13 protein-coding genes are annotated in these 13,379 nt (G+C 70.1%); 5 read left to right on the top strand and 8 right to left on the bottom strand.

Annotation, left to right across the window (positions count from 1 at the left end):
- Nucleotides 1-37: 37 nt before the first annotated feature.
- Both A5713_RS11380 and A5713_RS11375 read right to left on the bottom strand, forming a co-directional pair.
- Nucleotides 38-496 carry a VOC family protein gene (locus A5713_RS11380; protein ID WP_068095548.1) on the bottom strand — a complete coding sequence of 153 codons (459 nt, stop codon included), beginning with the start codon at nt 494-496 and terminating at the stop codon, nt 38-40.
- 132 nt (nt 497-628) lie between these two features.
- A complete protein-coding gene (locus A5713_RS11375) occupies nt 629-1,750 on the bottom strand; it encodes a citrate synthase 2 (protein ID WP_067926091.1) in 1,122 nt (373 codons plus the stop codon).
- 72 nt (nt 1,751-1,822) lie between these two features.
- Here A5713_RS11375 and pdxH point away from each other — a divergent pair, with 72 nt between their 5' ends.
- Nucleotides 1,823-2,482, top strand: coding sequence for a pyridoxamine 5'-phosphate oxidase (pdxH, locus tag A5713_RS11370; protein WP_067926090.1), 660 nt, complete (start codon nt 1,823-1,825; stop codon nt 2,480-2,482).
- A gap of 162 nt (nt 2,483-2,644) precedes the next feature.
- The gene (locus tag A5713_RS11365) at nt 2,645-3,937 is read left to right on the top strand and encodes a citrate synthase (RefSeq protein ID WP_067926087.1); all 1,293 of its coding nucleotides are present in this window, start codon (nt 2,645-2,647) and stop codon (nt 3,935-3,937) included.
- A 16-nt stretch (nt 3,938-3,953) separates the two neighbouring features.
- Here the strand turns inward: A5713_RS11365 and A5713_RS11360 are convergent, their stop codons facing one another.
- From A5713_RS11360 to A5713_RS11340, 5 genes are all read right to left on the bottom strand, one after another.
- On the bottom strand, nt 3,954-5,525 hold the full coding sequence (locus tag A5713_RS11360) for an NAD(P)/FAD-dependent oxidoreductase (RefSeq protein ID WP_068095546.1): 1,572 nt from the start codon (nt 5,523-5,525) through the stop codon (nt 3,954-3,956).
- Nucleotides 5,522-5,785 (bottom strand): DUF2630 family protein, encoded by a 264-nt coding sequence (locus tag A5713_RS11355; protein WP_067926083.1) that lies wholly within the window; start codon nt 5,783-5,785, stop codon nt 5,522-5,524. Before A5713_RS11355 ends, A5713_RS11360 begins: the two co-directional genes overlap by 4 nt.
- 51 nt (nt 5,786-5,836) lie before the next feature.
- Nucleotides 5,837-7,177 carry a HAMP domain-containing sensor histidine kinase gene (locus tag A5713_RS11350; protein WP_068095544.1) on the bottom strand — a complete coding sequence of 447 codons (1,341 nt, stop codon included), beginning with the start codon at nt 7,175-7,177 and terminating at the stop codon, nt 5,837-5,839.
- Nucleotides 7,178-7,192: 15 nt separating this feature from the next.
- Nucleotides 7,193-7,903, bottom strand: coding sequence for a two-component system response regulator PrrA (gene prrA, locus A5713_RS11345; RefSeq protein ID WP_102419630.1), 711 nt, complete (start codon nt 7,901-7,903; stop codon nt 7,193-7,195).
- 175 nt (nt 7,904-8,078) lie between these two features.
- Nucleotides 8,079-9,218 (bottom strand): NAD(P)/FAD-dependent oxidoreductase, encoded by a 1,140-nt coding sequence (locus tag A5713_RS11340; RefSeq protein WP_068095542.1) that lies wholly within the window; start codon nt 9,216-9,218, stop codon nt 8,079-8,081.
- 104 nt (nt 9,219-9,322) lie between these two features.
- Here A5713_RS11340 and A5713_RS11335 point away from each other — a divergent pair, with 104 nt between their 5' ends.
- Nucleotides 9,323-9,874 (top strand): TetR/AcrR family transcriptional regulator, encoded by a 552-nt coding sequence (locus A5713_RS11335; RefSeq protein ID WP_067926075.1) that lies wholly within the window; start codon nt 9,323-9,325, stop codon nt 9,872-9,874.
- 76 nt (nt 9,875-9,950) lie between these two features.
- Here A5713_RS11335 and A5713_RS11330 read toward each other — a convergent pair whose 3' ends face one another.
- The gene (locus tag A5713_RS11330) at nt 9,951-11,423 is read right to left on the bottom strand and encodes a carboxyl transferase domain-containing protein (protein ID WP_068095540.1); all 1,473 of its coding nucleotides are present in this window, start codon (nt 11,421-11,423) and stop codon (nt 9,951-9,953) included.
- Nucleotides 11,424-11,450: 27 nt separating this feature from the next.
- Between A5713_RS11330 and A5713_RS11325 the strand changes: the two genes are divergently transcribed.
- Together A5713_RS11325 and A5713_RS11320 are read left to right on the top strand one after the other, a co-directional pair.
- Nucleotides 11,451-12,182, top strand: a complete 732-nt coding sequence (locus tag A5713_RS11325) for an enoyl-CoA hydratase (RefSeq protein ID WP_068095538.1) — start codon at nt 11,451-11,453, stop codon at nt 12,180-12,182.
- A gap of 5 nt (nt 12,183-12,187) precedes the next feature.
- Nucleotides 12,188-13,300 carry an MBL fold metallo-hydrolase gene (locus A5713_RS11320; protein WP_156751851.1) on the top strand — a complete coding sequence of 371 codons (1,113 nt, stop codon included), beginning with the start codon at nt 12,188-12,190 and terminating at the stop codon, nt 13,298-13,300.
- Nucleotides 13,301-13,379: the final 79 nt, after the last annotated feature.

Below are 13,379 nucleotides of genomic sequence, written 5' to 3'. Positions count from 1 at the left end.
CGGCGCCGCGACGCGGGCTGTTGGACCGGCTGCTCGGCTAACTCGCGCCCTGCCCCGCCATCGCGGCCTGGAGCTCGTCATAACCGACCTCGCGGACCGGCTGTCCCATCGACCAGTGGTGGCCGAACGGGTCGGCCACCACGCCGTAGCGGTCGCCCCAGAACTGATCGTCCAACGGCGCCACCACGGTGGCGCCCGCGTCCAGCGCGCGCTGGAACTTCGCGTCGACGTCGGTCACGGTCAGGTGGATCGTCACCGGGGTGCCGCCCAGTGACGTGGGCGTCATCGACTTGCCGCCGCACATCTCCGGGAAATCGTCGTTGAGCATGACCATAAAGCCGTTGATGCGCAGCGCGGCGTGGACCAGCTTTCCGTCGGGGCGAGGCACTCGCCCGATCTCCTCGGCGCCGAATGCCTTGACGTAGAAGTCGATCGCAGCAGCCGCGTCATCCACCACCAGGTGCGGGGACAGGGCCGGTTCGAAGTTGATCGCCATCGTGGTTCTCCTTGCTGTCGGTCTCCCAGACCCGCCCGGGACGGGCGGGCTCGCGAGTTATGACCTCGCCCGCGACACAAACTCATCGCGGCGATCTCATTCAATCGCGGGGCACCGACAACGGGGCCCGCCTCAGGCGTGGGTGAGGCTGCGGTCCCAACCTTCGACGGACTCCGGGCTGCGCGGGGCCGGTCCCACGTATATGGCCGACGGGCGCACCAGCTTGCCCAGCCGCTTCTGCTCGAGGATGTGCGCACACCAGCCCGCGGTCCGCCCGCAGGTGAACATCGCCGGCATCATGTTGGCCGGCACCTGCGCGAAGTCCAGGATCACCGCCGCCCAGAACTCGACGTTGGTCTCGATGGCCCGGTCCGGGCGACGCTCGCGCAGTTCGGCCAGCGCGGCCTGCTCCAGCGCGACGGCGACCTCGTGGCGCGGCGCGCCCAGCCGCTCTGCGGTCGCGCGGAGCACTCGCGCCCGCGGGTCCTCGGCGCGGTAGACCCGGTGCCCGAAGCCCATCAGCTTGTCGCCGCTGTCCAGGATCTTCTTGACCAGGCCACGGGCGTCGCCGGTGCGCTCGACCTCTTCGATCATCGGCAGGACCCGCGCCGGCGCCCCGCCGTGCAGCGGCCCGCTCATCGCCCCGATCGCCCCGGACAGCGCCGCGGCGACGTCGGCACCGGTCGAGGCGATCACCCGCGCGGTGAACGTCGACGCGTTCATGCCGTGCTCGGCGGCCGAGACCCAGTAGGCGTCGATGGCTTCGACGTGCCGCGGGTCCGGTTCGCCCTGCCACCGGGTCATGAAACGTGCTGTGACGGTTGCGCATTCGTCGATCACGCGCTGCGGGACGGCGGGCTGGTAGATGCCGCGGGCGGACTGCGCCACGTAGGACAGCGCCATCACCGAGGCCCGGGCCAGCTGGTCGCGTGCGGTGGCGTCATCGGTGTCGAGCAGGGGCTTGTACCCCCAGATCGGGGCCAGCATCGCCAGGCCCGCCTGCACGTCGACGCGCACATCGCCGGTGTGGATGGGCAGCGGGAACGGCTCGGCGGGCGGCAGGCCGTGGCCGAACTTGCCGTCGACCAGCAGGCCCCACACGTCGCCGAAGGTGACCTGCTGGTTCACCAGATCCTGTATGTCGACGCCGCGGTAACGCAGCGCGCCGCCGTCTTTATCCGGTTCGGCGATCTCGGTGGTGAAGGCGACGACGCCTTCGAGGCCGGGGACAAAGTTCTCGGGGACCACAGTCATACCGAAAATTCTCGCACCCCACCTTCGGGCGGACGCTACCGGCCGGTAGCAAGCCCCGGTAGCGTTGGCGCGATGGCAGGACCAGACCCCGAACGCCTGCAGCGCATGCGCGTGGAATACGGATCGGTGGAGAAGGACGGCAGCCCCGACCTCGACACCGATTGGCTCGACGACGGTTGGGTTGCCTTGTTGCGCAACTGGATCGGCGACGCGGAACGGTCCGGCGTCGCCGAGCCCAACGCCATGGTGCTGGCTACCGTCGCCGACGGCCGGCCGACAAGCCGGACGGTCCTGTGCAAGAGCGTGGACGAGTCCGGGATCACATTTTTCACCCACTATGACTCCGCCAAGGGGGCCGACCTGGCGGCGACGCCGTACGCGTCGGTGACCTTTCCCTGGTATCAGCTGGGCAGGCAGGTCCACCTCCGCGGCCCGGTGAGCAAGGTCACCCCGGATGCCACCCAGGACTACTGGTCCAAGCGACCACGCGGCTCTCAGCTGGGCGCGTGGGCGTCGCACCAGTCGCGTGCGATCGCGTCACGCGCGGCGTTGCTCGACCAGCTGGCGGAGGTGACCGCACGCTTCGCCGACCGCGAGCAGGTGCCCGTGCCGCCGGGCTGGGGCGGCTACCTGCTCGCCCCGGAGTCGGTCGAATTCTGGCAGGGGCGGGAGAACCGATTGCATAACCGGATCCGGGTCACCGGCGCTCGGATCGAGCGGCTGCAGCCCTAGCCCGGCCGAGGATCGCCGCGACGCGGGAGCCGCACCCGATCGATTACCCAGGCCGTCCCGCAGAGCCGACCCCGGGCAGGCGCGCGAACGCGACAACGACTACCTTCACCTATAAGCACCTAGTCAGGGCAGCCATACCAGCCAGAGCGCAAAGGGGTTCTCGTGGCCGACACCGACGACACCGCAACTCTGAAGTACCCGGGGGGCGAGATCGACCTCGAGATCGTCCGCGCCACCGAGGGTGCTGACGGGATCGCCCTCGGTTCCCTGTTGTCCAAAACGGGGCACACCACCTTCGACAACGGCTTCGTCAACACCGCCGCCTGCAAGAGCGCGATCACCTACATCGACGGCGACGCCGGGATTCTGCGTTACCGCGGCTACCCGATCGAGCAGCTCGCCGAGAAGTCGACCTTCATCGAGGTGAGCTACCTGCTGATCTACGGCGAGCTGCCGGACTCCGACCAGCTCGCGGAGTTCACCAAGCGGATCCAGCTGCACACCATGCTGCACGAGGACCTGAAGCGCTTCTTCGACGGCTTCCCGCGCAACGCACACCCCATGCCGGTGCTGTCCAGCGTGGTGAACGCGCTGAGCGCCTACTACCCCGACGCGCTCGACCCGATGGACAACAACCAGGTCGAGCTGTCGACCATCCGGCTGCTCGCGAAGCTGCCCACCATCGCCGCGTACGCGTACAAGAAGTCGGTCGGCCAGCCGTTCCTCTACCCGGACAACTCGATGTCGTTGGTGGAGAACTTCCTCCGCATGACGTTCGGGCTGCCCGCGGAGCCCTATCAGGCCGACCCCGAGGTGGTGCGGGCGCTGGACATGCTGCTCATCCTGCACGCCGATCACGAGCAGAACTGTTCGACGTCGACGGTCCGGCTGGTCGGGTCGTCGCGGGCCAACCTGTTCACCTCGATCTCCGGTGGCATCAACGCGTTGTGGGGACCGCTGCACGGGGGCGCCAACCAGGCGGTGCTCGAGATGCTCGACCAGATCCGCGAAAGTGGAGACGACGTCAGCGAGTTCGTCCGCAAGGTGAAGAACCGCGAAGAGGGCGTCAAGCTGATGGGCTTCGGCCACCGCGTCTACAAGAACTACGACCCCCGCGCCCGCATCGTCAAGGAACAGGCCGACAAGATCCTGGCCAAGCTCGGCGGCGATCCGCTGCTCGACATCGCCAAGGAACTGGAAGAGGCGGCGCTGACCGACGACTACTTCATCGAGCGCAAGTTGTACCCGAACGTCGACTTCTACACCGGGCTGATCTACCGGGCCCTCGGCTTCCCGGTCCGGATGTTCACCGTGCTGTTCGCGCTGGGCCGGCTGCCCGGCTGGATCGCGCACTGGCGCGAGATGCACGACGAGGGTGACAGCAAGATCGGCCGTCCGCGCCAGATCTACACCGGCTACACCGAACGCGACTACACGACGATCGACGCGCGCTAGCTACGGCGGAGTCGAGTCACAGCGAGGCCAGCACCGCCATGGCGGCGTTGTGCCCGCCGATCCCCGACACCGCGCCGCCGCGCCGGGCGCCCGAGCCGCACAGCATGATCCGCTCGTGCGCCGTCGCGACGCCCCATCGCCGCGCCGGGGTGTCCAGCGGGTCGTCGTCGTCGGCGAAGGGCCATGACAAGCCGCCGTGGAAGATGTTGCCGGCCGTCATCCCCAACGTGCGGTGCAGGTCCAGGGTGGTGGTCGTCTCGATGCACGGCCGGCCGTGGGCGTCACTCAGCAAGACGCCCTGAATCGGTTCGGCCAGAACGGAATCCAGCGATGCCAGTACCGAGTCGGCCAGCCGATCGCGCAGGGCGCCGGAGTAGGTGCCGTCGAACAGCGAGTGCGGGGTGTGCAGGCCGAACACGGTCATCGTGTGCGCACCCGAGTCGCGCAGCCCGGCCGGCAGAATGCTGGGATCGGTCAACGAATGGCAGTACGCCTCGCATGGCAGGGGATTCGGCACCTCGCCCGCGGCCGCCCGCGCATACGCCGTATCCAGTTGCGTCCACGCCTCGTTGACGTGGAACGTCCCGGCGAAGGCCTGTTCGGGCGTGACGCCGTTGTCACGCAACCGCGGTAGCCGCCGCAGTACCATGTTCACCTTGACCTGTGCGCCCTGGACAGGCGGTGCGGGCCGTTCGCCGAGCAGTCCGGCCAGCACCGCCGGCGTGACACCCGCCAGGACGAACCGGGCCCGGATCAGACGCTCCTGGTCGCCGGTGCGGTAACGCACCACGCCATCCGGTTCGACCGCGTAAACGTCTGCGCTGGTGGTGATTTCGGCACCATGGCGGATGGCGGCCGCCGCCAGGGCGTCCGTCAGCGCGCCCATTCCGCCAACGGGAACGTCCCAGTCCCCGGTCCCGCCCCCGAGTACGTGATAGAGGAAGCAGACATTCTGGATCAGCGACGGGTCGCCGAGGCGAGCGAACGTCCCGATCAGCGCGTCAGTCGCCATCACGCCGCGGACCACGTCGTTGCTGACGGCGGCGGTGATGGCGTCCCCGATCGGCTCGTCGATCAGGGCCTGCCACGCGGCCGCCGCTTGCCGCCCGCCGCTTTCCACGACATGCCGGCGGGCCTGCTCGCGGGTGTGCAGCGGTTCCAGCAGGGTTGGCCACAGTGGTTGGGTCACCAGTCGGCAGCGTCGGTAGAAGGCGGCGAGCCCCTGCGCGTCGGGGCCGGCGCCGATCGCGGCGAACGTGTCAGCGCCCGCCCCGATCAGCAGCCCGCGGTGGCCGCCGGTGGCCGGGTCGGGCGTGTACGACGAATACCGCCGCCGGGCCAGCCGCACCGAGGCGCCCAGGTCGTCGACGATGCTTGGCGGCAACAAGCTGACCAGGTAGGAGTACCGCGACAGCCGAACCCCGACGCCGTCGAAGGCTTGCACCGAGACGGCGGCTCCGCCAAGGTGTCCCAGCCGCTCGAGCAACCGCACCCGCAGGCCGGCCCGAGCCAGATAGGCCGCCGCGACCAGGCCGTTGTGACCGCCACCGATGACGACGACGTCGACGTGTCCCGGGTGCGGGCTCAGCTCAGGTAGCCCTCGACCTCGTCGGCCGGACGCACCTCGGCCGCGCGCGGGTCGCCGCCGGTTTCACGCAGCGCCCGCCGTTGCCGCAGCAGGTCCCAACACTGGTCGAGCTCGACCTCGAGCCGCCGCAGGCGATCATGCTCCTCCGATTGGGAGATGTCGCGCTGTTGCAGCTGCGCCCGCAGGGCTTTCTCCTCGGCGACCAGCTCGCGGATGTGTGCCAGGGTTTGGTTGTCGGTCGGTTTCTTGCCGTCGGCCATCGCTCCAGTGTGCCCGACCGCTCGGGGGCCGACTCGGTAGGCGAGGAAGCGCTAGCTGGGTCCCGGGAGCCGCAGCACCAGCCGCGCGCCGCCCAGCGGGCTGCTTTCCAGTGCGGCGGTCCCGCGGTGCAGGTGGGCCTGTTGGGCCACCAGCGCCAGCCCCAGCCCCGAGCCCGAATGCGAGGCGGTCGACCCGCGAGAGAACCGCTCGAACACCACATTGCGTTCGTCCTCGGGCACTCCGGTGCCGTTGTCGTCGATGGCGATCTCCACCCCGGCGCGCGAGCTGACCGCCGAGAGCTGGACGCGCGTGGCGCCGCCGTGCTTGACGGCGTTGGCGATCGCGTTGTCCACCGCCAGGCGCAGGCCGGCGGGCAACCCGACGATGATGCACGTCGGCGAGGGGACCAGTGACACGTCCAGGTCGGGGTAGATGCGCATCGCGTCGTGGGCGGCGCGGTCGAGCAGCTCGGTGATGTCGACCGGCACGTGATCGTCGGACGTCGACAGTTCGCCCTGGGCCAGCCGCTCGAGGGCGCTCAGGGTGGCCTCGATCCGTGACTGGGTGCGGATGACGTCGCTCAGCACCTCTTTGCGTTGGTCGTCGGTCATGTCCAGGGTGGACAGCACCTCGAGGTTGGTGCGCATCGCGGTCAGAGGGGTGCGCAGCTCGTGCGACGAGACGGCGGCGAAGTCGCGGGCCGACTCGAGCGCCTCCTTGGTCCGGTTCTGCTCGTCCCAAATGCGCTGCAGCATCCCCCGCATTGCCTCGGCGATCTCCACGGCTTCGCTGGCGCCGTGCACCTCGACGCGCGGCGCCTCGTCTCCGGCGTCGATCGAACGGGTCTGCTGCGCAAGCTGTTTGAAGGGCCGCACCGCGAACGCGGCCAGCAACCAGGCGAACACCGCCGCCGCGCCGATGGCGAAGCCACAGATCAGCAGGACCCGCCGGTGCAGGTTGTTGGTCTCGGCCAGCGTCGCGTCATACGTCGCGCCGACGGCGAGCGACGTGGGCTCCGGCGCGGGAATCTCCACAGTCCGGACCCGGTAGCGCACACCTTTGACGTAGGCGTCGGCGTAGTCGACGCTCAGCCTGGGCAGCGTCACGTCGGAATTCGACCTGACCTGGTCGCCGCGGCGGACCGTCATGATGGCGTCGTTGTCGTTGGGGGAGCGGGGGATTTCGTCGAGGCCGCGCGGCAGGAAGGGGATCGCGAAACCGGCGGCCTCGTCGAGCCGGCGGTCCAGCCGCTCCTTGCGGTCGTTGGTGATGCCCACCCAGACGACGACGCCGACGATGAGGACGGGAATCGCCGCGCCGATGACCGTCGCGACCACCACCCGGGCGCGCAGCGAGGGCGTACGGGTGAGGATCCGGGACAGAAAATTCATCGCCGCTCGACCTGGCTACTGCATGCGCAGCACGAACCCGACTCCGCGGACGGTGTGCAGCAGCCGGGGACCGCCATTGGCCTCCAGCTTGCGGCGCAGGTACCCGATGAACACGTCGACGACGTTGGTGTCGGCGGCGAAGTCATAGCCCCAGACCAGCTCCAGCAGCTGCGCGCGCGACAGTACCGCGGTCTTGTGCTCGGCCAGCACCGCCAGCAGGTCGAACTCCCGCTTGGTCAGGTCGACGTCGACGCCGTTGACGCGGGCCCGACGGCCGGGGATGTCGACCTCCAGCGGGCCCACCGTGATGGTCTCCGAGGAGGTTGACGCGACGGCACCGCGGCGACGCAGCAGCGCCTTCACCCGCGCGACCAGCTCGGCCAAGACGAACGGCTTGACCAGGTAGTCGTCCGCGCCAGCCTCGAGTCCCGCCACCCGGTCGTCGACCGAGCTGCGCGCCGACAGCACGCAGACCGGGACGTCGTTATCCATCGCCCGCAGCGCCGTGACGACGCTGACGCCGTCCAGCACGGGCATGTTGATGTCCAGCACGATCGCGTCCGGTCGGGTCTCGGTGGCGCTGCGCAAGGCTTCCGCGCCGTCGACCGCGGTCGACACCTCGAATCCGGACAGTCGCAGGCCGCGTTCCAGCGAGGCGAGCACGTCGGAGTCGTCGTCGACGACCAACACGCGGGGCGAGGTCCCACCAGTGTCCATGCCGCCCATTTTGCCTGATTGCCGATCACGGCGGTGCCCTGGCCGGGCCGCCGACGCCCAAAAGGTTACGTTTTCGACGCTGCGCCGCAACTGGCCGTTGACATCGGCACGCATGCGCCGAAACCAGTTGCGGTGCAGCCTGTTTCGCTTCCCCCGCCGTCGGTCGTCACCGGGAGGGGTTCGATCACTGTCGGGCAAGCCCGCTCAACTGCACCGCCAGCTGCCGACGGACCGCGGGAACCTCGGCGGCCAGACGCATCCCGGTGTTGCGCAGGGGGCGCAACGGGCGCGGCAGCGTCGCGATGCGGGTCAGCCGTCCGGTCAGCTTCAGCACCCGCTCGGCGCGTCGGCGCTGCGCGGCGCTGTAGGCGTCCAGCGCGGCGTCCGGGCCGCCTTGCAGAACCCCGGTCAGCGCGCCGGCCAGGGCCATCGCGTCGGTGATCCCGAGGTTCATGCCCTGGCCCCCGGCCGGGCTGTGCACGTGGGCGGCGTCGCCGGCCAGCAACAGCCGGCCGGCCCGGTAGCTGTCGGCGACGCGGTGATGGATGTGGAACCGCGACCCCCACACCAATTCGGTCACGACCGTTCGCCCCGGCCCGAAGCCGCGGGTGTCCAGCAGTGCCTGCACGAACCGCGCCGACGGCTGCAGCGGCGCGTCGGCCGTCGGCGCGACGACGCGGAAGATGTCCCCGGGCAGCGGCGCCAGCACCGTCAGGCCGTCTTTGGCGTAGAACAGGATCACCTCGTCACGGGGCGCTTCGCCGGTCACTCGCACGTCGGCGAGCGTGAATGACTCGGCGAATTCGCCACCGGCGAAGCCGATTCCGGCTTCCGTGCGCACCGTGCTGTGCATCCCGTCCGCCCCGACGGCGTAGGCGGCGCGGATGGTGTCCCCGTCGTCGAACGTCGCCGTCACGCCGTCGCCGTCCTGGGCGATGCGACTCAGCGCCTTGGGCCGGACGACGTCACCGCCCAGCTCCCGCAGGCGCTCGAGCAGCAGCCGCTCCGTGTCGGCCTGGGAGAGCATCAGCGTGTACGGGTGTTCCGCCGGAAGCGTGCTGAAGTCGACGGGAATCAAGATGCGCCGGCCCTGCCGCATGGTGAACCGCGGCGCGATCACGCCCGCCTTGACCATTCGCCGGGACACGTCGAGCTCGTCGAGCACCTCGAGGGTTCGGGCGTTGACGGCGGCAGCGCGCGACGTGTTGGCGCCCTCCGCCACCTTGTCGACCAGTGTCACCCGAATCCCGCGGACTCGCAGCGCGGCGGCGAGCGTGAGGCCGGTAGGACCTGCGCCGACCACCAGGACGTCGGTGTCGTTCATGGCTGGCTCCTCTCCCTGATGCGTTAGTCAACGCTTGTTGGCATAACTCCATGGTCGCGCGTCGCTAGTGCTATGTCAACAGTTGTTGGCCTACAATCGTTGACATGAGACGGTCGTCGGACGAGACGAAGGCGGCGATCCTGGCGGCGGCGCGCGAGCGGTTCGGCGCGGCGGGGTTCCAGGGTGCGACGATTCGGGCCATCGCCGCCGACGCTGGGATCGATCCCGCGATGGTGATGCGGTATTACGGCAGCAAGGACAAGCTGTTCGCCGCGGCGGCGGAGTTCGACCTGCGGTTTCCCGACTTCGCGGCGACCGAGCCGACGCAGGTCGGGCGGTCGCTGGTGCGGCACTTTCTCGAACGCTGGGAGGGCGACGAGGCGCTGGTGATCCTGCTGCGGTCGAGCGCGACCAACGGCGAAGCGGCGCAACGGATGCAGGAGATCTTCGGAAACCAGATCCGGCCGCTGGTGGCCTCACTCGCGCCGGCGGAGGAGGTGGGGGTGAGGGCGGGGCTCATCGCCACGCAGATATTGGGGATGGCGTTGTGCCGCTTCGTGTTACGGCTCCCCCCGGTCGCGGAGATGACCCGCGACGAGATCGTCGACTGGCTCGGTCCGACCATTCAGCGCTATCTCGGCCTGCCGGAGGGCTGACTCGCGAGACTTAAACCACGGTGACGTTTTGCGGCGTGTCGTGGGCGTGGTTTACGTGTCGCGCGTTGTGCCGCGCTCAGGGCACTCCGATGCGGCGGTAGCGCCGCAATCGGGTGGCCAACCGCTCGTCGGCGGGCAGCTCGCGCAGGCCGTGCAGCTCGGCGGCGATGGCATGCGCGAGTCGCCGGCAGAACTCGACGGGCTCGTCGGCCGCGTCGGGATGTTCCGGGACGACGACGTCGGCAATTCCGGACCGCAGCAGGTCCGCCGAGCGGATACCTTGCGCGGCAGCGAGTTCGGGGGCGTGCGCGGTGTCACGGAAGACGATCGCGCTGGCGCCCTCCGGCGGCAGCGGCGCCAGCCACCCGTGCAGCGCGCACAGCACCCGATCGGCGGGAACCATCGCCAGCGCCGGCCCGCCGCTGCCCTGGCCGAGCAGCACCGAGACCGTCGGGGTGTCCAGGGTCACCAGCTCGGCCAGGCACTGGGCGATCTGGCCGGCGAGCCCACCCTGTTCGGCCTCCGCCGACAGGGCCGGGCCGGCGGTGTCGATCACCAGCACCAGCGGCAGGTGCAGTTCGGCGGCCAGCGCCATGCCCCGCCGGGCCTCGCGCAGGGACGCGGGGCCCACCATCCCGCCCGCCACCCGCTGCTGCCCGAGCACCACCGCGGGCTGTCCGGAGAAGCGGGCCAGTGCCAGCAGGGTGGTCGCCGCATCGCCCTGGCCGGTGCCCGACAACAGCACCCGATCGGTGGCGCCATGGCGCAGCAGCAGCCCGACACCGGGCCGATCGGGGCGCCGTGACGCCACCACGGAGTCCCACGCCGGCACGTCGGGTATCGGTTCGGGCGGCCGCGGTGCCGGCAGGGCCCCGGGCGGGTCGGCGATGACCGTCAGCGCGCGGTCCAGCATCCGGCGCAGCTGCTCCAGCGGTACGACGTCGTCGATCACGCCATGGCGCTGCAGGTTCTCCGCCGTCTGGACGCCTTCGGGGAAGGGTTCGCCATAGAGCAGCTGGTACACGCGCGGCCCGAGGAAGCCGATCAGGGCGCCCGGCTCGGCGGCCGTGACGTGGCCCAGCGACCCCCAGGACGCGAACACCCCGCCGGTCGTGGGGTGGCGCAAATAGACGAGGTAGGGCAGGTGCGCCTGTTTGTGCAGCCGGACGGCGGCGGCGATCTTCACCATCTGCAGGAAGGCGACAGTGCCCTCCTGCATGCGGGTGCCGCCGGAGCTGGGCGAGGCCAGCAGCGGCAGCCGCTCGGCGGTCGCCCGCTGCATCGCGGCGGTGATCCGTTCGGCCGCCGCCACCCCGATGGAGCCGCCCAGGAAGCCGAACTCGCAGACCACCACCGCGACCCGGCGCCCGAAGATGCGGCCCTCGCCGGTCAGCACCGATTCGTCCAGGCCGGTGGCGGCCCGCGCGTCGGCCAGCTCTCGCGAATACTCCTCGCTGACCGGCACGGCGAGCGGCTCGCCGTCCCAGCGGATGAAGGAGCCCTCGTCGAGCACCGCGTCGCGCAGCTGAGCAGCCGTGATACGACTCACGACACGAGGCTATATAGGGTGGCTGCCATGATCGGTGTTACCCAGGACGAAGCCGTGCTGACCATCGAGCTGCAGCGTCCCGAGCGCCGCAACGCCCTCAACTCGCAGCTCGTCGAGGAGCTCCGGGAAACCTTCCAGAAGGCGAGCGACGGCTCCGTCCGGGCCATCGTGCTGACCGGCCAGGGCACGGTGTTCTGCGCCGGCGCGGACCTGAGCGGCGACGCGTTCGCCGCCGACTATCCCGACCGGCTCATCGAGCTGCACAAGTTGATGGACGCCACGCTGATCCCGCTGATCGGCGCCATCAACGGTCCAGCCATCGGCGCGGGCCTGCAGCTGGCCATGCGATGCGACCTGAGGGTCGTCGCGCCGGAGGCGTTCTTTCAGTTCCCGACGTCGAAATACGGCCTGGCGCTGGACAACTGGAGCATCCGGCGACTGTCATCGCTGGTGGGTCACGGCCGGGCCAGCGCGATGCTGCTGACCGCCGAGAAGCTGACCGCAGACGCGGCGCTGCAGACCGGGATGGCCAACCGCATCGGGGCACTCTCCGACGCCCAGGCCTGGGCCGCCGAGATCTCCGGCCTGGCGCCGCTGGCCATTCAGCACGCCAAACGGGTGCTCAACGACGACGGTGCCATGGAGGACTCGTTGCCGGAGCACAAGGAACTCTTCGACAAAGCCTGGAAGAGTCAGGACGTCATCGAGGCCCAGGTCGCGCGCATAGAGAAGCGACCGCCGAAGTTCCAGGGGGCCTGACAGCGATGCTGCGGGGGGCGCTGCGACTGGCCGCCGGCACGGCGTCGCTGGCGGCCGGCAGCTGGGTGGTGCGAGCGCTGCACGGCGCGCCGGCGGCCCTCGGTGCCCATCCCACCGCCATCAGGGCGGTGGCGCAGGGCTCGCCCAACTACCGCGAGGGCGTCTTCGTCAACCTCGACCCCGCCTCCGCCCTCACGATGGATCGCGAGGAGTTGCGGCTGGTCGCGTGGGAGTTGATCGGCAACCGGGGCGTCAGCCGGCCCGCCGCGCCGATCCCGTTGGCCGCGCCGGCCCTGTTCGACGGCGACCCCCGCCGGCTCGCCGTCAGCTGGTTCGGCCATTCGACGGCGCTGCTGGAAATCGACGGTTACCGGGTGCTCACCGACCCGGTGTGGAGCAATCGCTGTTCGCCGTCGGACCTCGTCGGACCGCAGCGGCTCCACCCGCCCCCGGTGCAACTGGAAGGGTTGCCGGCCGTCGACGCGGTGGTGATCAGCCACGACCACTACGACCACCTCGACATCGACACGGTGTTGGCGTTGACGCGCACGCAGCGGGCGCCGTTCTTCGTGCCGCTCGGTGTCGGCGCCCACCTGCGCGCCTGGGGGATACCGGAGCACCGAATCGTCGAGCTCGACTGGCATCAGAGCGCCCGGGTCGACGAGCTGACCGTGACTTGCGTTCCGGCGCGCCACTTTTCCGGTCGCTTCCTGGACCGCAATACGACGCTTTGGGCGTCGTGGGCGTTCGCCGGCCCGAACCACCGCGCGTACTTCGGCGGCGACACCGGCTACACGAAGAGCTTCGCTCACATCGGCGCCGACCACGGACCGTTCGACCTGACCCTGCTGCCCATCGGCGCCTACAACACCGCATGGCCGGACGTCCACATGAACCCGGAGGAGGCGGTCCGGGCGCACCGGGACCTCACCGACAAAGGGCTGCTCGTGCCGATCCATTGGGGCACCTTCCGGCTGGCCCCCCACCCGTGGGCCGAGCCGGTCGAACGCCTGCTCGCCGCCGCCGCACCCGAGCGGGTCGACGTGGCGGTTCCCGCCCCCGGCCAACGCATCGATCCCGCGGCGCCGCTCAAATCGAACGCCTGGTGGCGGCTCTGATTCGGGGTGCAGGCAACCTCGCCGCGCTGAGTTGAATTGCGCGGCTCCTTCTCGCGCCGCACGCGGCGCGAGAAGGAGC

The sequence above is a fragment of the Mycobacterium sp. E2497 genome, from assembly GCF_001668695.1.
Lineage (GTDB): Bacteria > Actinomycetota > Actinomycetes > Mycobacteriales > Mycobacteriaceae > Mycobacterium.
This window is presented reverse-complemented; position numbering and strand designations above follow the sequence as displayed.